Consider the following 21,416-nt stretch of genomic DNA (forward strand, 5'->3'; position numbering starts at 1 on the left):
AGAGCGCAGGGGGTATGGACATAGTCGAGCTACGGACACCCACAGCGATAGTGCGTCACGGCAACGGGCGGTTGACGGTGCTGCGGCCGGGTACGGACGGCGAGCGTGTGCTGGATGTGCCCGTAAGCGAACTTCTCAAGGTGCGTTTGAACCGGCGCGCGGACGATGCGGTCGTCATCGAGATCTACCTGCGCTACCCCACCCCGGTGCTGACCGGCGTACCCGCCGACCGCACTCCCCTACCGGTGCTGATCGCCGAACACGATGTGCCGGCGGCGACGGTGATCGTCGAACGCATCAACAATCAGATTCTGGCGACGCAGCGCCTCGACGTCGCCGCCCCCGATCTCACCCCGCCCACCCCGTCCTGGGGTCGCAGTGGTCCGGCGCGCGCCGATGTGGACCGCGCGGTCCGGCGGATGGCGCCCAAGCGTGATGCCAAACCGTCCGTCGCCGCACTGCATCGCTATGTGACGCCCGACGAGTACGTGCTGGAGACGGCCATCGTCACCGCCCAGCCGCCCGCTGCCAAGGGGACCGGTCTGCTCGCGGTCACCACCACGCGGTTGATCTTCGTATCCATCGGCGCCAGTAGGCGATTCGCGCACGAGCTGCCGATCGCGGCGCTGCTGTGGGCCCGCGCCACCGACGATTCCGAGACCGGTGGGGCCGCACCCGGCGAGTACGGGGTCGAAGTCAATGACGGTAATCAGACCTGGCATTTCACCGGCACCGACCGGGCCGATACCGACCGGGTCACCGGGGCCTTGAATTTCGCGATTCAGCGCGAGGTGGCCGACGGCGCCGCCGGGCCCGCGGATCCCGGTGTCTCCAAGCTCTATTCCGAGTGGGAGCTGCTGGTCGAGCGGCATTCGCTCGGCATGGTCGACGATGCGCAGTTCCAGCGCTACGGGCGCGGGATCCTGCGTTCGCTGCCGGACTGAGTGTTCCGGCAGCCGAGTTTTCAATGAGCCGAATCGCGGCCCGCCTCGGAAAGAGGCGGGCCGCGGTCGTTTTCACTGCTGAGGTTGTTCCTCGGGCTGGAGGGTGATGCGCCGCCACGGGCTGGACGGTCGCATCCAGAGCCGCAGCAGTTCCATCCGGCGATCCACGCCACCGGATTTCAATTCGGCCAGGTCCTCGCAGGCCTGCCAGTAGGTCCAGCCGGCCAGGTAGGCGTCGCCGAACTGCCGCCAATTGCGGTACTTGCGCTGGGCCAACGGGAGCGCGCGCATCAGGTAGTCCCAGGCGACATCCGCGTCGAGGTAGCCGGCGGTGTAGGCCATCCGCGCCACGGCCACCACCCGGGCCAGGTCCCAGGCTTGGATATCGGTCGGCAGCGGACGGACCAAATGGTCGGTGAGCCCGAGTTTGATGGCCTGCGACCAGATGTCGTAGTCGCGGACCAGCGCCTCCGGATTCTCCATGCCCCGGAACGACCCCACCTGCCGCAGGAAGGCGCGATGCCGGTCGGCGCGCTCGCCGAAACGATCGCGCTCGGCGGAGTTGATGGCGGCCATGACGAGCGGATGCACCAGCGCGTACAGCGGGGCGTGCATGCCGTCCAGCAGTTGCTCCATGGATGCCATGGCCTCGGTGCCGTCGGTGATGCCCCACGCGCCGGTCAGCGTGTCGATGGCCAGCTCGCGCCGGTCACCCAGCGGGTGCTGGCGTTCCGGTCCGAGCAGCAGGGCGTCGTGGAAGGCGTCCCAGCGCGCCGAATAGAAGCCGCCGAGCGCCAGGGCGCGCAGTTCGTCGTCGTTGACCTGCGCACCGGACCAGTGGTCGTCCTCGCGCTGGTCGAGCTCCGGGTACGGAAATGTCGTCAGCGTTGGCACGTCGCGGGCGGGCATACCGTCGATTGTTCCCCATCGATCTTGGAGTGGCCCACTATTCGCCGATAGCGTGTGGCGGCGCTCTCCGGACAGTGGCGAATTCTCGCCCTGTCACACAAGGTAATCGGGCGCTAACCTCTCGGGCATGAGCGGGAACATCACCCTCCTGCGTGGGCTGACACCGGCAGCCACGGAGCAGGAAATCTACGCCGCCGCACAGGAATACGTGCGCAAGGTCGGCGGGGTGTCTGGATTGACCACCACCACCAAACCAGCGGTAGACAAGGCGGTGGCGGCCATCGCGGCGGCGACCACCGCGCTGCTGGCCGAATTGCCGAGCCGGCCGGCGCCGGCGGAGAGTGAACCGCCCTTGCGGCGGCGGGCGGCGCGCGAGGCGCTGGACGACGCGAGTTAGCCCCGGCAGTTTCACGAACCGCCGAGCCGGTTTTCACACGCCGTAGACAGCGACACAGTCAAGGGCCATATCCAAACGCGCCCCACGCTGATCGATGGAGCGGCCGAGCAGTTCCTCTATGCGCTGAATGCGATAGCGGACCGTGTTCTTGTGCACGCCGAGGCTCTTGGCCGCGGCCTCGGGACTGCGCCTGGCGCGCAGATACGCGTGCAGCGTCTCGCGCAGCCGCGCCGATTGCGCGTCCGGCGCCGCCAGCGGCCCCAGTTCACGGGCGATGAGCGCCCGCATGGCGGTCTCGTCCACGCCGGCCAGATAGGCGACTTCGATCTCCGCGTAATGCAATACGCGGGGCAATCCCGGCCGGGCGCGCTCGGCCACCTGACGCGCGGCCACCGCCTCACGGTGACTGTCCCGGAATCCGGCGATATGCGCGGCCGGGTTACCGACGGCGATACGGACCGGCGGGACGGCCGCGGCGCCGAGGATTTCGCGGGCGGCCGCCTCGTCGTCCAGGCCGATCCAGGCCCAGAGTGCGGAGGCGCCGGCGGGGAGGGTGAGAGCGCTGCCGTTGCCGAGAGCGGCGGCGGTGCGGGCCACCACGCGTTCGAGCAGGCCGGCTACCACGTCCGGGCTTTCCGGGCGGACGACGGTCGGGTCCTCGTCGGTCCACAACAGCAGGGCCAGGTGACGCTGGGCGAGACGGTAGCCGAGGCGGGCGGAGGCTTGTTCGGGGTCCAGGTCGGTGCCGTCGAGCAGGGCGCGGACGGTGTCGGTGCGCTGGCTCAGGGCGGCGCGCAGGCCCTGTTCGCGTTCGCGCATGTAGGTGTCGGTGAGGGTTTCGATGGAGGAGCTGACCCAGCGGGTGGTGCGGTCGAAAAGGCGCAGCAGGACGGCTCTTTCGATATCGCGCGGGAGTGGTTCGCGAACCTCCAGGACGTCGGTCATGTAGTCGAGCACGGCCTCCTGGCCGACGTGGTAGACGCGCAACAGCAGGCGGACGTCGTGGCCGCGGCGGGCGAGGGTGCGGGCGAAGGCGTGCGCCTGTTCGGGGACCGGATAGTCGACGCGTTCCTGGGTGAGCCCGCTGAGCACCTCGAGCGCGTGGGCGCGGGTGCTGGCGGCGAGGTCGCGGCGCATATCGCGGTCGCGGAGTTCGGGGATGCGGGCGATGATGGCGTTGTCCAGGCGGGTCACCACGCCCTCGAGGGTTTCGGTGCGCAGGGTTTCGGCCACGAAGTCCGCGATCCACTGCCGAATCACCTCGGTGGTCGCGTCCGTTTCCACTCACCGCTCCCCTGTTTAGTTCCGGAGCACAAAACCGCCCGGAATACTTGAGCCGAGAGGCCAAGAAAGCCCCGCCGAAATTGTGTCACGATCATAGTTCAGTGAGCTGTGGCACAGCTCGAGGTCGGCCGTACGCAATGCAGCGCACGTGGGGAGAAGACAACGTGACCAATTCCGAACCCGCCGCGGGCCCAGCCCGCAAGGCCCCGGCGCGCAAGGCCGCCGCGAGCAAGGCGAACGGCGGACCGGCCCCGGCCGACCCCGCCGCGGCCGACGCGGCGCCCGCCGAACCCGCCAAGGCGGCACCGGCCAAGACCAGGACGGCCCCCGCCAAGGCGGCGAAGTCCGCACCGGCCAAGGCAGCAGCCGCGAAAACGGCCAAGACCGAGGCTGCGCAGGCGACCAAGACCGCATCGGTCAAGGCGGCCGAGGCCGAGTCCACCACGGAGTCCAACCGCGAATCCGTCGCGGCGGCGAAGGCCGACCCTGTTGCGGCGGCGAAGTCGGAATCAGTCGCGGCGGCAATAGCCGAACCTGTCACCGCAGCAATAGCCGAACCTGCCGGGGCGGCAAGGGCCGAACCTGTTGCGGAGGCAGCCCCGACCGAGCTCGAGGTGCGCAATCCCGCGAGCGGTGAAGTGGTCGGGACGGTGCCGATCGATTCGGCGGCGACCGTGGCCGCGAAGGTGCGGGAGCTGCGGGTGCATCAGCGGGAGTGGGAGGCCATCGGCCCGGATGGGCGGAAGGAATGGCTGCTCAAGTTGCAGGACTGGTTCGTGGACAACACGGATCGGCTGGCCGATGTCTTGCAGTCGGAGACCGGTAAGGCGCGTATCGATGCGCTCATCGACCCGGCGTTCTCCATCGACCTCACGGGTTATTACGCCCGGCGCGCGGCGAAATTCCTTGCGGACGAACATCCTTCGCCGCACAGTCCGCTCGCGCGGGTCAAGACGCTGACCACGGTCTTCCGCCCGTACCCGGTGGTCGGCGTCATCACGCCGTGGAACTTCCCGCTCGCCATGCCGGTCATCGATGTCATTCCGGCGCTCGCCGCGGGCGCCGCGGTCATTCTGAAACCGTCGGAGGTGACACCGCTTTCGGCGATGGAGCTGGCGCGCGGCTGGCGGGAGATCGGCGCGCCGCCGGTGCTGGAAGTGGTCACCGGTGCGGGCGCGACCGGCGCCGCCGTGGTCGCCAACGCCGACTACGTGCAGTTCACCGGCTCCACCCCGACCGGCCGCAAGATCGCCGCCGCCTGCGTGGAGCGCATGATCCCCTACAGCCTGGAGCTCGGCGGCAAGGATCCGGCCATCGTGCTGGCCGACGCCGACCTGGAGCGCGCCGCGCACGGCATCGCCTTCGGCGGCCTGTTCAACTCCGGGCAGGTCTGCATCTCCGTGGAGCGCGTGTACGTGGAAGCGCCTGTCTACGAAGAGTTCCTGAAGAAGCTGACCGCCGCCGTCAAGGAGGTCCGCCAGGGCGTGGACGGCCGCGAACCCAAGTACGACATGGGCGCGCTGGCCAACGAGAACCAGGCCGATATCGTCACCCGTCACGTCGACGACGCCGTCAAGGCGGGCGCGCGCGTGCTCACCGGCGGCAAGCGCACCGGGGTCGGAACGCTTTTCGAGCCGACCGTGCTCGCCGATGTCGACCACTCCATGACCTGTATGACCGAGGAGACCTTCGGGCCGACCCTGCCGGTCATGAAGGTTGCCGACGAGACCGAAGCCGTTCGCCTGGCCAATGATTCGATCTACGGGCTCTCCGCGTCGGTGTGGAGCGGCGACAAGGATCGCGCGGAACGCATTGCGCGGCAATTGAACGCGGGCGCGGTGAACATCAACGACGTGTTCTCGAACATGTTCAGCTTCGCGCTACCCATGGGCGGCTGGGGCCTGTCCGGCGTCGGCGCGCGCTGGGGTGGCCCGAACGGGGTGCGCAAATACTGCAAGCAGCAGGCCATCACCAAGCCGCTATTGCCCACGCAGACAAAGGAACTGCTCTGGTTCCCGTACAACACCACCAAGCTGGGCTTCGCGCTGGCCGCCATGCGCGCGGCCGGTTCGCGCGGTATGCGCCGGCTCTCCATTCAGGATGTCTTCAACACGGTTCGGGGGAAGTGACATGACCGACTTCGGTTCGATCGCCGGCAAGGTGGTCGTCATCACCGGTGGCGCCCGCGGTATCGGCCTCGCCACGGCGACGGCCCTACAGGCGCTGGGCGCCCGCATCGCCATCGGCGACATCGACGAGACCACCGTCAAAGAGTCCGGTGCGGCAAGGGGTTTCGAGGTCTACGGCAAGCTGGACGTCACCGATCAGCAGTCCTTCACCGCGTTCCTGGACGAGGTGGAGCAGCGCCTCGGCCCGATCGATGTACTGGTCAACAATGCCGGGATCATGCCCACCGGCCGCCTGGTGGACGAACCCGATCAGGTTACCCACCGCATTCTGGACATCAATGTGTACGGCGTGATCCTGGGCTCCAAGCTGGCGCTGGCGCGCATGCTGCCGCGCGGGCGCGGGCACGTCATCAATATCGCGTCGCTGGCCGGCGAGACCCATATTCCGGGTCTGGCCACCTACAACGCCTCCAAGCACGCGGTGCTCGGCTTCACCGACACACTGCGCGAGGAGTACCGCGGCACCGGTCTGCGGTTCTCCTCGGTGCTGCCGACGCTGACCAAAACCGAACTGGGATCGGGTGTCACGGCTCCCAAGCTGCTGCGCCCGGCCGAGCCGGAGGAGATCGCCGACGCCATCGCCAAGCTGATCGTCGAACCCAAGTCCAAGGTCCGGGTGACCGCCGTCGCGGGCATCATCGCCCAGGTGGTCGGGCTGCTACCCGAGGCGGTGGGCGATGCCATCGGCCGGGCGCTGGGTGCGCAGAACGCGTTCCTCGACGATGTGGACTCCGACGCCCGCAAGGCGTACGAGAACCGGGTCCGCAACGACTGAACGGCGGCGACCGGTCGGACCGGTATCGTCGTCCGCCATGGATACCGGTGCGGTCTTCGTCGGCTTGTCCACGCTGGATCTGGCCTACACGGTGGGCCGGTATCCGGCGGAGGACAGCAAGACCCAGGCCGACGATTTGTTCCTGGGGGCCGGTGGTCCGGCCGCCAATGCGGCGGTGACCTACGCCTTCCTGTCGAATCGGGAACCGGCGCTGGTCACCGCGCTGGGCAAACACGCACTGGCGGAGCTGATCCGGGAGGATCTGCGGCAGCACGGGGTACGGGTCGCGGACCTGACACCGGAGCGTGCGGCGCAGCCGCCGGTCTCCTCGATCGTGGTCGCCACCGAGTCCGCCACCCGGACCATCGTGTCGCTGGACGGTTCTCGCATCGAACCGGCCTTCGACACCTCGGCCGTCGAACTGCCGGCGGGCGCGCCGCTGGTGCTGGTCGACGGCCACTACGCGGAACCCGCACTGCGCCTGGCGGAAGCGGCGCAGCTCGCGGGCGTCCCGGTGGTGCTGGACGCCGGACGCTGGCGGGAGGTGCACGCCGATCTGCTGCCGTTGGTCGATATCGCCATCTGCTCGTCGGCTTTCGTTCCGCCCGGCGTGCAACAGCATTCGGCCGAAGCGGTGATCGAGTTCCTGCATTCGGCGGGGCCGGATCTGGTGGCGATCACGGACGGCGGGCAGCCCATCACCTATTCGCTGTACGGCGAGCGCGGTCAGGTCTCGGTGCCTGTCGAAGGAGCCGTCGACACCCTCGGCGCCGGCGATATCCTGCACGGCGCGTTCTGCCATTTTCATGCCCTCGGCGAACCGTTCCCCACCGCCCTGGCGCACGCCGCGGAGGTGGCGACCGAGTCCTGCCGTTTCACCGGCACTCGGGAATGGATGCGACACCGGACAATTCAGCCGAAGCGATAACCGCGCCCGTATTTGCGCAACACCAGATCCGCGGTGAACCGGGTCGTCTCCACCAGTCGCGCATTGAGCAGGTCACTCTGTGCCACTTTGTCCTTCGCCGCTTCCGGCGTGCGCCCGCCGCGAATATGCCTGCGCAGCAATCGCCTTTCGATGATCGGCCGCGGCACATCCAGATACCAGGTCTCGTCCAGCAGCCGCCGCACCGCCGACCAGCCGGGCGTCCCGTGATCGTCGAGCAGCAGGTAATTGCCCTCGGTGATCACGACCCGCTGCCGATCGAAAACCACGCCGCCGGGGACGGGTTCGTGCAGTTCCCGCGAGTAGGTCGGCCACGCCACCGTCTCCCCCAGTGGAGCCTCCCGCAGCGCCCGCAGCAGCCGCACATACCCGGCGACATCGAAGGTGTCCGGTTCCCCTTTGCGCGCCAGCTTCCCGTCCGCAGACAATCGCGCATTGCTGAAATGGAAGCCGTCCATCGGCGCGACCTCCGCGAACTCGCTGCCGGCGGCAATATTCAATTCGTCCCGAACCCCGCGCGCCAGCGTGGATTTCCCGGCTCCGGGCGGTCCCGCGATCCCCAGCACGAACCGTCCGCCCCGTCCGTCGGCACGCGCGCGAATCCGCGCCGCCAACTCCGCCAAGGAGGTCTCGACAGTGCCCCGGGTCACCCGCCCAGCGTACGGAACCGGCACCGGAATCCGGGCGGGCTCGCCCGGATGCGTCACCCTTGTCGCGCGCCCTGCGGAATCGCCCGCACCAGGGCGCGCAGGTCCGCCTCCAGACGCTGAAAAAGCAGGAAGCTGAGCACGAAGGCGAGTATGCCGCCGACGCTGAGCCAGCGCACCGTCACGATCACCACCGCCATCTCCGCCCCGGAGACGAAGGTCGCGCTCGCCACCCCGAGCAGCGGCACCGAGGCCGCCACCGCCAGATAGAAATTCGCCCGCCGCGCCAAGGCCGACAGCTGCCGCCGATCCTCCGGCCCGATCGCGCCCCGAGCCAGCAGCTGCGGATACAGCGAGCGCACCGAGTACACCGCGATCAGGAAGAACGGATAGGCCAGCGCGATCGCCGCACACACCACTTGCGCCGCGAAGAAGTGCGCGTACGCCTGCCCAGATAGATGCGCCCCCATCCGCGAAAGTCCCAGTGGCCAAGCCACTCCCGCGAGTATCCACATGGCGAACGGCACCCATACCGTCCGCTCCCCCATGAGCAAGGTATCCCGCCGCGCCCGCTCCAATTCCGCCGGCGCATAGTGCCGCCCGCGCGCCAGCCGATAGGTGACGGTCAGCGGTCGCCGCGCCAGCCACAACAACACGAACGCGGCCAACGGAAACGCGATCCCATTGTTCACCAGCGCCACCGTCGCGAACCGCTCCTGGTCGGCCGCCGACAACCGATCCACGATCAAACTCTGATTCAGCCGAATGTTGTACACACTCGCCAGCAGATTCGGCAACCCCACACACAAGGCCGCGATCGGCACCGGCCACCCCCGCAACCGCGCCCACGAACTCCGCGGCGGCGCATCCACCAGATCCCGAGCCCGCGCATCCAAACAAAGATCCAACTGCCCCGCCAACTCGGCCCCGTTCTGCCACCGCCGCTCGGGATCGACCTCCAAACAGGTAGCCAGCACCCGCCGCAACGTCGCAGGCGTATCCGCGGGCAGACCCTCGAACGCCCCCTCAGGAACCCCGATCATCCGCTGCCGCAACAACACTCGCACCCTGCCATCACCGGCCGACCCCACCGAAGAGCCGCCCAGGTCCAACGCCGCCCCGGCCGCACCTCCCCCGCCGGGGGTTGCCGCCGCACCCACCGAAGAGCCACCCCGGTCCAATGCCGCCCCAGCCGCGCCACCCACACCCGGCACCGCCGCACCTCCCTCGCCGGAAGTTGCCGCCGCACCCACCGAAGACCCACCCCGCTCCAAAGCCGCCCCAGCCGCGCCACCCACACCCGGCACCGCCGCACCTTCCCCACCCGAGGTTGCCGCCGCACCGCCCACGGTCACCGCTCCACTCGACGCGCGTGCCGAAATGCCGCCCGGGCGTGGATCGCTTTCCGGCGCATCCGCCACCGCGCGATGCCCGTCCGGCAGTCCATCTGTCACCGGCTCATCGAAGGGCAGTGTGCCGGTGAGCATTTCCCATAGCAGCAGGCCGAGTGAGTAGATGTCGCTGCGCGTGTCGGGGACAGCCGATGCACCCTGTCCTTCGGCACCCGAGGCGACGTAGCCGGCGTCCAGTGCGGCGCGCGGGTCCAGTGCGGCGAGCGCTTCCGGCGAGCGGTAGCGCAGCGTTTCGATGCCTGCGCGATCGTCGGGGGGATACAGCGGTCCGACCGTGAAATCCGCCAGCTTCGGCACGCCTTCGGCCGTGAAGATCACGTTTCCGGGCCGGATATCGTGATGCAGCACCCCGTGCCGCTGCGCGTACTCGAGCGCCTCCGCCAGCCGCCGGCCCACCCAGGCGACGGTCTCCGGCCAGCTCAGCTCCGCGATCTCCGCCCGCACCGGCGACGATGCGGCGGAACGAATCTCGCCCCGCGCCTCCATGGCCGCATCGACCGCCGCGAGCAGTACCGCGCCGGTGATGCGGGGTACGTCGGAATGCCCGCGCCCCGTACGCGCGGCCGCGACCGCTCGCCCGATCCGCACATCGGCCCGCAGTCGCTCCGACCGAGGGACAACTCTGCCCACGTCGGTCGGCATGGAGTCGCTGTCCACGTCGGTCGGCATGGAGTCGCTGTCCACGTCGGTCGGCACCGAGTCTCCGGCCGCATCGATGGTCACCGAGTCTCCGGCCGCATCGGTCGAAGCCGAGACTTCGGCCGCATCGGTCGACGCGGAGACTCGGGCTACGTCGGACGGCGCGAAGCCTTGAGCCGCATCGATCGGCACGGAGACTCCGGCCACGCCGGACGGCGCGAAGCCTTGAGCCGCATCGATCGGCACGGAGACTTCGTCGACGTCGCTCGACGCGGAGACTTCGTCGACGTCGCTCGACGCGGAGACTCCGCCCACGTCGCTCGGCACGAAGACTTCGTCCACATCGGTCGGTCCGGAGACTCCGCCCGCGTCGCTCGGCACGATGACTCCGTCCACATCGGTCGGAGCGGAGACTCCGTCCGCGCCGGTCGACGCAGTGACTCCTGGGCGACCGGCTGGAGTAGAAACTCCCGAATGCTCCACCGGGACCGGTTCTCTCGCGTGCGGATTCGAATCTCGTTCCGCCGGGGTCGATTCGGTTGCGCGGGCGTGGCGGAGTTGGGTGAGGACGCCATCCACGGTGCCGCCGGGGTGGTATTGCATGTAGAGCAGGCGGAGGGGTTTGCCGGTGCTGCCGTCGGCGATGAGGCGCTGGTCGTAGACGCGGACGATGTGCTGATGGTCGAGCTGGGCGACGGTGGGGGTGTCGCTGTCGGCGCCGGATTCCACGCGGACGGCGACGAGGCGTTGCATGGAGCGTTGGCGGGCCAGGAACATGCGGCTGTGGTCGGTGCCGCCGAGCCGGGTGAGCAGGTCGAAATCGTCCAGGCGGCGGCCGGTTTCGATATCGTCGGGCAAGGAGGTGGGGTCGGGGCGGGGAGCGGCGGCTTCGGTGGCGCGGCGGCGGATCTCGTCCGCCACCTCTGGGTAATCGACGACGAAGGTTTCGACGTCCGGTTGCCCGCGGCGGCCGCAGGCGAGGAATTCCTCGAAGACCAGGTCGGCGTATTCCGGGCTGGCGGTGACCTCCGGGAATTCGGTGCGGTAGTCGAGGATCCGTTTCTCCAGACCGGCCCGCCGCCGGCGCCTGCGCACATCCATCCACACCAGTTCGGTGAGCAGGGCCAGGCGCGCCTGCCGTCCATCGGGCAGGAAGGGCTGGAGTCGGGGCGGTTCGTTCCGTTCCCCGCGCAGCGTGGATTCCCATTCGGCGGCGAATCGGGAAACCGCCTGCGCCGGATGCTCGTTCACGTCCGGCTGCCTGATGCGTCCCCGCCCTCGTGTGCCGCCCGCCCCGGCGCCACCACGCGTTCCAGCGCCAGCAAGTCCGCCTCCAGCGCCCGGAACATGGCGTACACCGCCACGAAGGCCGCGATCCCGCCCACGCTGAGCACCCGTACGGCCACGATCACCCGCGGAATGTCCTCGGGTGGCAGGAAGGTCACCCCGGCGACCGCCAGCAGCGGCACCGACGCGGCGATGGCGAGGTAGGTGGTGCAGCGCCGTCCGAGCCGGCGCAGGCAGGCGGCATCGTCGACGCTGATATCGCCGTGCCGCAGGAACATCGGATAGATGCAGCGCACCAGATAGAAGGTTACAAGGAAGAACGGATAGGCGACCGCGATAGCCCCGCACACCACCAGTGACACCAGGAAATGCACCACGCCCCGCATCGGCAGATCCCCGCTCGCCAAACGCAATGCGACCGGGAAGGTGAGCCCCGCGATCACCCACAGCGAGAACACCACGAACGAAATGCGTTCCCCCGTGAGCAATACGTCCGAACGAGCCCGCCGCAACGTCTCCGGGTCGTACACCTTGCCTTTGCGCAGCCCGCGCGGCACCACGATCACCGCCCGGCACAGATAGGTGATGACCACCGCCCCTAACGGGAAGAACACCAGGTTGACCAGCGCCGTGGTGAGCGTGAACGTCCGCATGGCCGACTCCGACAACCGGCTGATGATCAGGCTGTCGTTGTGCGCGATGTTGTAAAGCGAGGCGAGCCCGTTGGGGATCGCGACCGCCAGCACGACAATGGGAAGCAGGTAGGGCCGCAACCGTTTCCGCCAGCTGTCGGGCGGCGGATCGACCAGATCGCGGGCGCGTTCGTCGAGGCACAGCTCGAGCTGCTGAGCCAGCACGCCGCCACTGCTCCAGCGCTGATCGCGATCCGGGGCCAGGCAGGTGAGCAGCACCCGGCGCAGCGCGGCCGGGCAGTCGGCGGGAAGCCGTTCCAGGGCAGCGGCTTCCACCCCGCCGTGGCGGCGATCCAGCATCGCCTCCAGGGTGGTGCGGTCGCCGTGCTCACCGGGCCCGGCCGTGCTGTCGTCGAATGGTTTTGCCCCCGTGAGCAATTCCCACAGCACCACGCCCAGCGAGAAGATGTCGGCGCGGGTGTCCAGGTCGGCGGCGCTGGTGGCCCGGCCCGGATGGCAGGCCTCCAACTGTTCGGGCGACATGTAGGACAGCGATCCGCCGAAGTAGGCGACCGGGCTGGCATCGTCGAGATTGCGGCTGAAGCTGATATTGAAGTCGGCGAGTTTGGGCACGGCTTCGGCGGTCAGCAGCACATTGGCGGGCTTCACATCCCGGTGCAGCACCCCGTGCCCGTCGGCGTATTCGAGGGCTTCGGCGAGCCGGCGGCCCAGCCACGCAACGGTTTCCGGCCACGACAGGGCCGCGATCTCGGCTCGCACGCTGGAATCGGTGGGCCGGATCTCGCCCTTCTCCTCCATGGCGGCGTCGACGGCATCGAGCAGCAGTTGCCCGCTGCGTTCGGCGGCCGGGGTGGCGCGCACCCAGCGCAGCACGCCGAGCAGCGTCCCGCCGGGCAGGAACTGCATGTACAGCAGCCGCAGCCGGCGTCCGGTCTCGGTGCGCATACCCGACATCAGCCGCTGATCGAAGACCCGCACGATGTAGTCGTGATCGAGCTGGGCCAGGGTCTGCGGTTCGGTGCCGTGATCGGCGGAGATCTTCACCGCGACCAGCCGTTGCAGTGAGCGCTGCCGGGCCAGGAACACCCGGGCGAACGCGCCGCTGCCCAGCCCGGTGAGCAGATCGAAATCATCGATCCGCTGCCCGATTTCGATGCGGTCCAGCAGGTCCGAGCTGCCGGGGATGGACATGCCGCCGGTGGCCCGGGTCGAACCCTCGGCCGCCGCGGTGAGCTGGGAGGCGTCCAGCCGGGTCAGCTCCCCCGCGTCCGGGACCCGGGTGCTCTCTTCCCCGGGCAACGGCCGGGCCTCGGGCGCCGCGTACGTGGTATCACCGAGCGCGGTGCCCTCCAGCCTGGTGCCCCCGAGCGTCGACTCGTCGAGAGCGGCGCGGCGGGTGCTCTGATCCTCGTCGTCGGCATTGAGCAGCTCCCGCAATTCGGTCGCCTGATCCGGGTACTCGAGCAGATAACCCCGGGGATCGACGCGTTCGCCGCTGTGCCGGCGGATCACGAACTCCTCGTACACCAGCCCCGCGGGCAGGTCGCGCGCGGTGAGCTCCGGGAACTCCGCGCAGTACTCGCGCAGCCGTTTCGGCACGCGCGCCCGCTGCCCCACGGGCCGCAGCCAGCGATGCCGCATATCGATCCGGATCAACTCCAGCAGGGCGCTGCGCCGCAGCGTGCGCGCGTCGGGCAGGAAGTCGGCGATGCTGGGCGGCGCGGCGCCGGTATCCCAGGCGGCGGCGAACGCGGCCACCGCGCTGAATTCCGTTCCCGCCGTATAACGGCCGGAACGGTGGTCGGAACCAGAAGTCATGTCCGCACCCCGCTGGCTCGGCACGGAAACAGTCGAATCCGCACAGTCGATCCGTGGCTGCGACGAAGAATTTCCGCCACACCCGACACCATCATCCCCGAGCAATAGCCCGAATGATAACTTGCGGCTGAACAGCGGATCACCCGATTTCGACCACGAAGCGACGGGGGAACACCAGCATGTACGACGAGGGCACCCAGCTGACGGGCGGTATAGCGGCGGGGGACGGCCCCCGAACTCCCGGCGAAACGCAACCGGCGGCAGCAGCCGGCGTCTCCGCACCGGATGCACCGGCCACCGCGTCCGAGCCGGATTCCCCCACCCCGTCCGAGCCGGATTTCCCGGGCACCACCGTCCGCGCGGCCAGCGAAGTGAACCCCGCCCTGCTGCCCGGCGGTACGGCCGGACAGATCGCGGCCGCCGTGCAGAACGGGATGGTCACGCCCGAAGAGGTGGTGGCGGCGACGCTGGAGCGGATCCGCGCGCGGGATCGGAAGTTGAACGCGTTCAGCGTCGTTCGCGTCGATGCGGCGCGGAGCGAGGCGCGGGCGGTGGCCGAGCGGCCCGAACTGGATGTGCTGCCGCTGGCGGGGGTGCCGGTGGCGGTGAAGAACAATGTCGATGTGGCCGGGGAGGTGACGCGGGGCGGATCGCTCGCGGTCGCGGACCGGCGGGCCGAGGATGATCACCCGGTGGTGCGGCGGCTGCGCGCGGCGGGGGCGGTGGTGGTCGGGCTGACGACGATGCCCGAGTTCGGGTTGTGGGGCGTCACCGACGGGCCGGACCGGATCACCCGGGGGCCGTGGAATCAGCGCTTCAGCGCCGGGGGCTCCTCCGGTGGCGCGGGCGCGGCGGTGGCGGCGGGCATGGTGCCGGTCGCGCACGGCAATGACGGGCTGGGCTCGATCCGGATTCCGGCGGCCTGCTGCGGACTCGTCGGTATCAAGCCCGGACGGGGCCTGGTGCCCGCCGAGGTCGGCGTGGATTCTTGGCACGGGATGACCGAGAACGGGGTGCTGGCAACGACTGTCGCGGATGCGGCGCTGCTGCTCTCGGTACTGGCCGACCGCCCCGATCTCGCGGATCTGGAGACCCCGCCGGCGCTGCGGATCGGCCTGGCCACCGCGGCCCCGCTCCCGCTGATCCGGGTGGATCGGGCCTGGACCGCCGCCGCCGACAAGGCCGCCGCCGCGGCCTCGGCCGCCGGGCACACCATCGGCGTGGCCGAACTCCCTTATCAGGGTGCGGCTTTCGCGACGGCGTTGCGCTGGCTGGCGGGGGCGGCGGTGGAAGCCGCGGCCGCCGCGTATCCCGAACGGCTGCAACGCCGTACGCGCACGCACGCGAGGCTGGGGCGGCTGGCGCTGAAGTCCGGCCTGCTGCGGCCGTCGCAGGTGGATCGCGTCGAGGCCCGGCTACAGGATTATTTCGAACGCTACGACGTGGTCATCACGCCCACGCTCGCGACGCCGCCGCCGCGCGCCGGGCGCTGGCATGCCCGCCCCTGGTTCGCGAATGTCGTTGCGAATACTCGCTTCTCGCCGTTCACGCCGCTGTGGAATCTGGTCGGCTGGCCCGCCATCACGGTTCCGATGGGTTTCCATCCGCGCACCGAGACCCCCGTGGCCGCTCAGCTGGCGGGCCCGCCCGGCAGCGAATCGACCTTGCTGTGGCTGGCCGCCCAACTCGAGTCCGCTCATCCCTGGCCGCGCACGACCGCTTAGCCCGGTACGCGCAAGAGCCGCCCGCAGCGGTGCTGCGAGCGGCTCCTCGAATTCGGTTCGGCGCGAACCTCACCCGCGGCGGCGGCAACCTCCGACTCCTGCCGCCGCCCGGCGCGGGCGCACGCCGGTGACGCGCTACTGCGCGGCAACCGCTTCCTTGGCCTCCGCGAAACCACCTTCGAGCACACGCGCGGCGAACTCCAGAATGGTCGGGCGGTCGTCGTCGGCGCGCCAGGCCACCGCGAGCTCGCACGGGGCGAGGCCGGTGAGCGGGCGGGCGGTCAGACCGGGCCAGCGGTACATCGGGACATTGTTCTCGGCCAGCAGGCAGACGCCCAGCCCCAGCGAGACGGCCTCCAGGCGCTCCTCGGCGGTGGCGGCCTCGGCGCCGATCTTGATCTGGCGTCCGGCGCGGGCGTCCGCACCGAGCCAGAAGTCGCGGGCCGCACCGGCTTCGGCGGGCATGGCGATGAAGGGCTCATCGGCCAGATCCGCGAAGTCGATGGTCTCCTGATTGGCCAGCGCGTGGTTCTCGGGCAGCAGCACCCAGCGCGGCTCGGTACGCAGCACCTGCCAGCGATAGCGGCTGGTGTCGGGTACGGGCAGCCACATCAGCGCCAGGTCCGCCTGTCGCCCGGCCAGGCCGGAGGAAGGGTCGGTCCAGGATGCCGAGTGCAGGGCCAGGCGGTGTCCGCTGGCGCTCTCCAGATCGGTGATCAGCCCGCGTCCGATGGAGGACTGGATGCCGACGCGCAGCACCTCGCCGGCCTCCTGGAGCGCCACGTTGGTGACCTCCCAGAGCTCCAGGATCTTCCGGGCGCCCTCGAGCAGTTCCTTGCCCGCGACGGTCAGTGCCACGCTGCGCTGGTTGCGGTCGAACAGGACCACGTCGAGCTGCCGTTCCAACTGACGGATCTGCCGGGAGAGGGTGGGTTGAGCGATGTGCAGCCGCTGCGCGGCATTGGTGAAGTGCAGTTCCTCAGCGACGGCGACGAAATACCGCAGGTCGCGCAAATGCGGGTCCATAGCCCCTTGCTATCAGAATCGGTCTTGAATTTCCAGCTGAATCCGACCCGAAAGTTTGCAATCGAGTCAGAAAACAGCCGTCAGGTTTGTTACAGACAGCATAGGGCTGACTCGAAACTTTCCGGTAACCGGCGTCGCGAATTCCTGGCCATTCTCTGCGACGGGCTGTCTCACGCATCATGTGAACATGTGACCAGCAGTAACATACGCCACGGTTTATCCGGGCGCTCACCTGGGGACAGCACGCGCGGACTTTCAGCAACGGGACCCGGCAACCGGCCGCACCGCCCCTGCGTACCAGAAGTGAAATTAGTCACATAAGACGAAAAGCCGCCCACCGAAGTCGGTGGACGGCTTGAACTCGAGCGCCCGTTCAGCAGTCTCGCGGGCTATTTTCCGCCGTAGACCTTCGGGTCCAGGGTGCCGATGTACGGCAGGTCGCGGTAGCGCTCGGCGTAGTCCAGGCCGTAGCCCACCACGAACTCGTTCGGGATGTCGAAGCCGACGGCCATCACGTCCACCTGGGTGCGCAGCGCATCGGGCTTGCGCAGCAGGGTGACGACCTCCAGGGAGGCCGGGTTGCGGCTGGAGAGGTTGCGCAGCAGCCACGACAGCGTCAGGCCCGAGTCGATGATGTCCTCGACGATCAGGACGTTGCGCCCCGCGATGTCCTTGTCCAGGTCCTTCATGATCCGGACCACGCCCGAGGAGGAGGTGGAGGATCCGTAGGAGGAGACCGCCATGAACTCCATCTGGGTCGGCACGGTCAGCTTCTTCGCCAGATCGGTCATGAAGAAGATGGCGCCCTTGAGTACGCCCACCAGCAGCAGATCGCCCTCGGGCGCACCGGCCGGATAACGCTTGGCAACCAGTTCCGCGAGCTCGTCGACCTTGGCCGCGATCTGGTCTTCGCTGATCAGCACCGACGCGATGTCATCCCCGTACACGTGCGCTGGTTTCCCTTCAGTGATGATGTCGACCCAGATCGGGTCCGATGTGGTGCAAGCCCAGTATGAGCCTGCCATGTTCACGCCCGGCAACCAACCTGGTCCCGCTGATCGAACCGCCCACGGCCACCCCGCCCTGCCCGCGCCACGCCGTGACCAGCGCTTCCACCGCGCGTAAATTGCTGTCCGTCAATGATTTTGCGCCGGCTGAAAGCAACCACGCCCGAATGACCCGGCGGCGCAAGGCGGGCGCCGCAGTGGCGAGCGTCTCGATCACCAGCGTCTCGCCATCACGCGCCTCCGCCAGCAACTTCTCGGCGAGCCCATCCAGCACCGCCCCGTCCTCGCGCAACTGCGCCGCGGTCCGCCCCAGCGCCGCGGCCACCCCGCCGCCGAGTACCTCCTCCAGCAAGGGCAGCACCTCGGTACGCAATCGCACCCGGGTGAATTCGGGCGAGCTGTTGTGCGGATCCTCCCAAGCCGTCAACCCGAGATCCGCGCAGACCTGCCGCGTCGTCTCGCGCCGCACCCCGAGCAGCGGCCGCCCCCACGGATCATCGAACTCCGCCATGCCTTGAATGGACCGCGCACCGGACCCTCGCGCCAAGCCCAGCAGGACGGTTTCGGCCTGATCATCGAGGGTGTGACCGAGCAGCACCGGTGCCCCCGCGACCTCGATGCGAGCCGCCCGCAAGGCCGCGTAGCGAGCACGCCTGGCGGCCGCCTCGAGGCCGCCGGCCCGTCCGACCTCGACGCGCAGCACCCGGGCGGATCGGCATCCCAGGCGCAGCGCGGCGGCCACCGCGTCGGCCGCCACCACGTCGGACCCGGCCTGCAATCCGTGATCGACGACGAAGGCATCCACCGCGTCCGCTTCGGTCACGGCGGCGGCGGTCAGCGCCAGCGAATCGGCGCCACCGGAAAGCGCCACGGCCACCACGCCTTCGGGCAGGTACCGCCCCAACCACCCCCGGACCGCGTGCCGCACTGCCAGCACGGCCCGCGTCTCGGGCAAACGGGGACGATCGTTCACGCCCCGATCGTCGCATGCGCCGACCTGCCGTCCGGCATCTCGGGATCCGATCTTGCCGCCTGCCGGGTCGCCGTGGCCTCAGCCGAGAACGCGCCGGACCCAGAGCTGGGGTTCACCGATCTCGTCGGTGCGGGGCAGGGTTTCCGGATCGGTCCAGATGGTGTTGAAGCGTTCCATGCCGACGGTGTTCACCACTTCGTCGACAAAGGCTTTGCCTCGAACATATTGCGCCACTTTGGCATCCATGCCGAGCAGCGCGCGGAGTAGTCGTTGCAGCGGATTGCTGGGGCGTTTGCGGCGCTGATCGAAGGCGGCGCGAATGCGGGCGACCGAGGGGACCACGGCGGGGCCGACGGCGTCCATGACGTGATCGGCGTGGCCTTCGAGGAGGGTGCCGAGCATGAGGAGACGATCGAGGGCGTCGCGCTGAGGTTCGGCCTGGGTGGCGCGGAGCAACCCGACCACGCCGGCGGCGGCCGGATCCTGGGTGCCGTTGCGACGGTCGCGCACCGCTTCGGCCAGGCGGGCGAGCATATCGGCGAGGGGTTCCTCACCGGCCTCGCCGAGCGTCTCCACGTTCTGCTGCATGTAACCGGCCAGCCAGGGCGCGGAGGAGAACTGCACGCGATGGGTGACCTCGTGCAGGCACACCCAGAGCCGGAAATCGCTGGGCGGCACGCCGAGTGCGCGCTCCACCGACATGATGTTGGGCGCGACCAGCAGCAGCGTGCCGTCGTCGCCGGTGAACGGGTCGTACTGCCCGAGGATCGCGGTGGACAGGAACGCCAGCATGGCGCCCGCCTGCACGCCCGCCGGTTTGCCGCCCAGCATGCCCTTGGCGGGCCCGTCCCCCACCCCGGTCCCGGTGAGCTGGGCCATGGAGTCGGCGGCGGCCCTGATCCAGCCGGGCCGGTCCACGATCAACGCCGCGGGCACCGGGGCGTCGTCGACGAGCCGGCTCACCTCCCGCACCGGACCTTCGGCCCGCACCGAAGCCTCCGCCAGTTCGGTGACGGCCTGCTCGGCGGAGTACCGGCTGGTGCGCGGCCCGGAGGGCACCAGCGCCGCACCCGTGCGCGCGGCCAGCCCCCAATCCACCGACCCGGCCAGCTGCGACCGTTTTCCGGTCGGCTCCTTCGTCTCGGTATTGCTCACCGTCTGCTCCCTCCGGACGAATTCACCGTGCTCTCGTGCCTTCCGGCCGGACTCCGGACCGGGATCGCCGGAGGCGTGCTCCCCGGGGCCCGGCCGGCCGGCCGAATTCGGTTCGGGTTCGGTCATGTTCATCCACCCGTCAGGAGCAGCCACAGTTGCGCAGTGCGGTGGCGACGGCGTCCAGCGCCGGACGGCTCGCCTCGGGCGGCCGTTCGTTGGACATCAGCGCGAAGGTGAGCACCCGGCCGTCGCGATCCAGCACATACCCGACCAACGTGCTTGCCACGGAAAGAGTTCCGGTCTTGGCCCGCACCCAGCCCGCACCGGCCCGGTCGCGGGTGACATAACGGCTGGCCAGCGAGCCGGTGCCGCCCGCCACCGGCAGGTAGTCGAGCAGGCCGGCGAGCGGATCGTCGGCGGCGCCGGCGGGGGTGGGGTCGCCGGTCGAATTGCCTTGGCCGCCAGCGGTGTCGGGCAGCGCGGCCACCGTCAGCACCCGATTGAGCAGGCGGGCGGGGATGCGGTCGTCGGTGGACAGGCCGCTGTTGTCGAGCATGGTCATGCCGGTCAGATCGAATCCGGCGGCGCGCAGCACGGTGCTCATGGCGGTGACCGCGCCGGTGAAGGACGGCTCCTGCCCGGTGGCCACGGCCAGTTCCCGCCCGACGGCCTCGGCCAGCACATTGTCGGAGTGGATCATCAGATCGCGCAGCCGGTCCCGCAGCGGCGCGGACTGCACGGCGGCGAGCTGGGTGGCCGCGGCGGGCTTGCCGCCGAGCTTCACCCGCGCCGGATCCACCCCGAGCGCGGCGGCGAGTTTGCGGCCCGCGTCGAGCGCGGGCGAATCGGTGCGCGGCGAGTACTCCACCAGCGGATCCAGCCGCCCGCCGTCGATCATCACCGAATCCATCGGCGCGATGGAGCCGCCCGCGATATCGGGCGCCTCCCAGCCCGGAGCCATGCTCGGCCCGGTATAGGCGGAGTTGTCGACCACGATCGAATCCACCCGCTGCCCAGCGGCTTTCACCTGTGTGACGAGATCCGAGAGCTTGGCCGAGTTCGGGTAGTAGCCCTTACCGTCCGGCTGTGCGGTGATGGTCGGATCGCCGCCGCCCACCAGCACGATCTCGCCGGGCGCGGAACCGGTCACCACGGTGGTGGTGAGGCGATGATCACCCGGCAGCGCCAGCAGCGCCGCCGCCACGGTAATGATCTTGGCGGTCGAGGACGGGATCATCGGCTTATCCGCGTCCTGCGTCCAGAGCACCTGCCCGCTGTCGCCATCGGAGACCGAAGCGGCGAAGATCCCCAGGTCGGGATTGCCGACCACGGGTGCGAGCGCCGCCGCCAATCCGGCCGTGCTCGGGGCGGGCGCGGTCACCGGCGCGGGCGCGACCTGCGGTATCGCCTTGACCGGCGCGGGCGGCGCGGCGATCGTCAAACCACCGTGCCGGAACTCCTCCGTCCACGGTTTCACCGTCAGCACCACGGCCGCGACCGCGACCACCACGACGACCAGCGCTGACAACACCACGATCCAGGTTCGCTTGCGGCGCTTGGCCTCCAGACCACCGATGTTCTGCTTGTTCTTGACCGACACCTGCCCGCTGTCTCCCTGATACCTGTGGTGG

Annotated in this window: 16 protein-coding genes; 6 read left to right on the top strand and 10 right to left on the bottom strand. The window is 69.4% G+C overall.

Annotated elements, in window-relative coordinates:
- Nucleotides 1-50: 50 nt before the first annotated feature.
- Complete coding sequence (locus tag NI1_RS15470) at nucleotides 51-944, top strand: hypothetical protein (protein ID WP_245663233.1); 894 nt, start codon at nucleotides 51-53, stop codon at nucleotides 942-944.
- A 72-nt stretch (nucleotides 945-1,016) separates the two neighbouring features.
- Here the strand turns inward: NI1_RS15470 and NI1_RS15475 are convergent, their stop codons facing one another.
- Complete coding sequence (locus tag NI1_RS15475) at nucleotides 1,017-1,853, bottom strand: DUF1266 domain-containing protein (RefSeq protein ID WP_067820401.1); 837 nt, start codon at nucleotides 1,851-1,853, stop codon at nucleotides 1,017-1,019.
- A 127-nt stretch (nucleotides 1,854-1,980) separates the two neighbouring features.
- On the opposite strand from NI1_RS15475, the gene NI1_RS15480 reads away from it, so the two are divergent.
- Nucleotides 1,981-2,250 carry a DUF2277 family protein gene (locus NI1_RS15480; protein WP_067820403.1) on the top strand — a complete coding sequence of 90 codons (270 nt, stop codon included), beginning with the start codon at nucleotides 1,981-1,983 and terminating at the stop codon, nucleotides 2,248-2,250.
- A 33-nt stretch (nucleotides 2,251-2,283) separates the two neighbouring features.
- Here NI1_RS15480 and NI1_RS15485 read toward each other — a convergent pair whose 3' ends face one another.
- The gene (locus NI1_RS15485; protein ID WP_067820406.1) at nucleotides 2,284-3,534 is read right to left on the bottom strand and encodes a PucR family transcriptional regulator; all 1,251 of its coding nucleotides are present in this window, start codon (nucleotides 3,532-3,534) and stop codon (nucleotides 2,284-2,286) included.
- Nucleotides 3,535-4,082: 548 nt separating this feature from the next.
- Here NI1_RS15485 and NI1_RS15490 point away from each other — a divergent pair.
- The 3 genes from NI1_RS15490 to NI1_RS15500 are packed head-to-tail and all read left to right on the top strand — an operon-like array spanning nucleotide 4,083 to nucleotide 7,426.
- Entirely contained in the window at nucleotides 4,083-5,663 is a 1,581-nt protein-coding gene (locus NI1_RS15490) for an aldehyde dehydrogenase family protein (RefSeq protein WP_067820609.1), read from the top strand.
- 1 nt (nucleotide 5,664) lies between these two features.
- A complete protein-coding gene (locus tag NI1_RS15495) occupies nucleotides 5,665-6,498 on the top strand; it encodes an SDR family oxidoreductase (protein ID WP_067820409.1) in 834 nt (277 codons plus the stop codon).
- A 37-nt stretch (nucleotides 6,499-6,535) separates the two neighbouring features.
- A complete protein-coding gene (locus NI1_RS15500; protein ID WP_067820412.1) occupies nucleotides 6,536-7,426 on the top strand; it encodes a PfkB family carbohydrate kinase in 891 nt (296 codons plus the stop codon).
- Here the strand turns inward: NI1_RS15500 and NI1_RS38715 are convergent.
- Genes NI1_RS38715 through NI1_RS15515 form a run of 3 tightly spaced genes read right to left on the bottom strand, consistent with a single transcriptional unit; the run spans nucleotide 7,411 to nucleotide 13,900 of the window.
- On the bottom strand, nucleotides 7,411-8,094 hold the full coding sequence (locus NI1_RS38715; RefSeq protein WP_067820612.1) for a nucleoside/nucleotide kinase family protein: 684 nt from the start codon (nucleotides 8,092-8,094) through the stop codon (nucleotides 7,411-7,413). The two genes, NI1_RS15500 and NI1_RS38715, sit on opposite strands and share 16 nt — an antisense overlap.
- A gap of 53 nt (nucleotides 8,095-8,147) precedes the next feature.
- Nucleotides 8,148-11,393 carry a protein kinase domain-containing protein gene (locus NI1_RS39865; protein ID WP_067820415.1) on the bottom strand — a complete coding sequence of 1,082 codons (3,246 nt, stop codon included), beginning with the start codon at nucleotides 11,391-11,393 and terminating at the stop codon, nucleotides 8,148-8,150.
- A complete protein-coding gene (locus NI1_RS15515) occupies nucleotides 11,390-13,900 on the bottom strand; it encodes a serine/threonine-protein kinase (RefSeq protein WP_067820418.1) in 2,511 nt (836 codons plus the stop codon). The genes NI1_RS39865 and NI1_RS15515 overlap by 4 nt, the downstream gene beginning before the upstream one ends.
- A gap of 434 nt (nucleotides 13,901-14,334) precedes the next feature.
- Here NI1_RS15515 and NI1_RS15520 point away from each other — a divergent pair, with 434 nt between their 5' ends.
- Complete coding sequence (locus tag NI1_RS15520) at nucleotides 14,335-15,624, top strand: amidase (RefSeq protein ID WP_067820615.1); 1,290 nt, start codon at nucleotides 14,335-14,337, stop codon at nucleotides 15,622-15,624.
- A 135-nt stretch (nucleotides 15,625-15,759) separates the two neighbouring features.
- On the opposite strand, the gene NI1_RS15525 is transcribed toward NI1_RS15520, so the two are convergent.
- From NI1_RS15525 to dacB, 5 genes are all read right to left on the bottom strand, one after another.
- Entirely contained in the window at nucleotides 15,760-16,650 is an 891-nt protein-coding gene (locus NI1_RS15525; protein ID WP_067820421.1) for a LysR family transcriptional regulator, read from the bottom strand.
- A 389-nt stretch (nucleotides 16,651-17,039) separates the two neighbouring features.
- Nucleotides 17,040-17,597 (bottom strand): hypoxanthine phosphoribosyltransferase, encoded by a 558-nt coding sequence (hpt, locus tag NI1_RS15530; RefSeq protein WP_067718685.1) that lies wholly within the window; start codon nucleotides 17,595-17,597, stop codon nucleotides 17,040-17,042.
- A 16-nt stretch (nucleotides 17,598-17,613) separates the two neighbouring features.
- Nucleotides 17,614-18,630 (bottom strand): tRNA lysidine(34) synthetase TilS, encoded by a 1,017-nt coding sequence (gene tilS, locus NI1_RS15535; RefSeq protein ID WP_067820424.1) that lies wholly within the window; start codon nucleotides 18,628-18,630, stop codon nucleotides 17,614-17,616.
- A gap of 78 nt (nucleotides 18,631-18,708) precedes the next feature.
- Entirely contained in the window at nucleotides 18,709-19,911 is a 1,203-nt protein-coding gene (locus NI1_RS15540) for a zinc-dependent metalloprotease (RefSeq protein ID WP_084523269.1), read from the bottom strand.
- A gap of 13 nt (nucleotides 19,912-19,924) precedes the next feature.
- On the bottom strand, nucleotides 19,925-21,385 hold the full coding sequence (gene dacB / locus NI1_RS15545; protein ID WP_084523239.1) for a D-alanyl-D-alanine carboxypeptidase/D-alanyl-D-alanine endopeptidase: 1,461 nt from the start codon (nucleotides 21,383-21,385) through the stop codon (nucleotides 19,925-19,927).
- Nucleotides 21,386-21,416 lie beyond the last annotated feature (31 nt).

The sequence above is a fragment of the Nocardia inohanensis NBRC 100128 genome (assembly GCF_001612945.1).
Classification (GTDB): domain Bacteria; phylum Actinomycetota; class Actinomycetes; order Mycobacteriales; family Mycobacteriaceae; genus Nocardia; species Nocardia inohanensis.

What these genes read in the sequence shown, in the direction of transcription:
- NI1_RS15475 (WP_067820401.1), bottom strand. Translation starts at nt 1,853, where the DNA reads ATGCCCGCCCGCGACGTGCCAACGCTGACGACATTTCCGTACCCGGAG.
- NI1_RS15480 (WP_067820403.1), top strand. Translation starts at nt 1,981, where the DNA reads ATGAGCGGGAACATCACCCTCCTGCGTGGGCTGACACCGGCAGCCACG.
- NI1_RS15495 (WP_067820409.1), top strand. Translation starts at nt 5,665, where the DNA reads ATGACCGACTTCGGTTCGATCGCCGGCAAGGTGGTCGTCATCACCGGT.
- NI1_RS15500 (WP_067820412.1), top strand. Translation starts at nt 6,536, where the DNA reads ATGGATACCGGTGCGGTCTTCGTCGGCTTGTCCACGCTGGATCTGGCC.
- NI1_RS15515 (WP_067820418.1), bottom strand. Translation starts at nt 13,900, where the DNA reads ATGACTTCTGGTTCCGACCACCGTTCCGGCCGTTATACGGCGGGAACG.
- NI1_RS15520 (WP_067820615.1), top strand. Translation starts at nt 14,335, where the DNA reads ATGGTCACGCCCGAAGAGGTGGTGGCGGCGACGCTGGAGCGGATCCGC.
- NI1_RS15525 (WP_067820421.1), bottom strand. Translation starts at nt 16,650, where the DNA reads ATGGACCCGCATTTGCGCGACCTGCGGTATTTCGTCGCCGTCGCTGAG.
- NI1_RS15540 (WP_084523269.1), bottom strand. Translation starts at nt 19,911, where the DNA reads ATGACCGAACCCGAACCGAATTCGGCCGGCCGGCCGGGCCCCGGGGAG.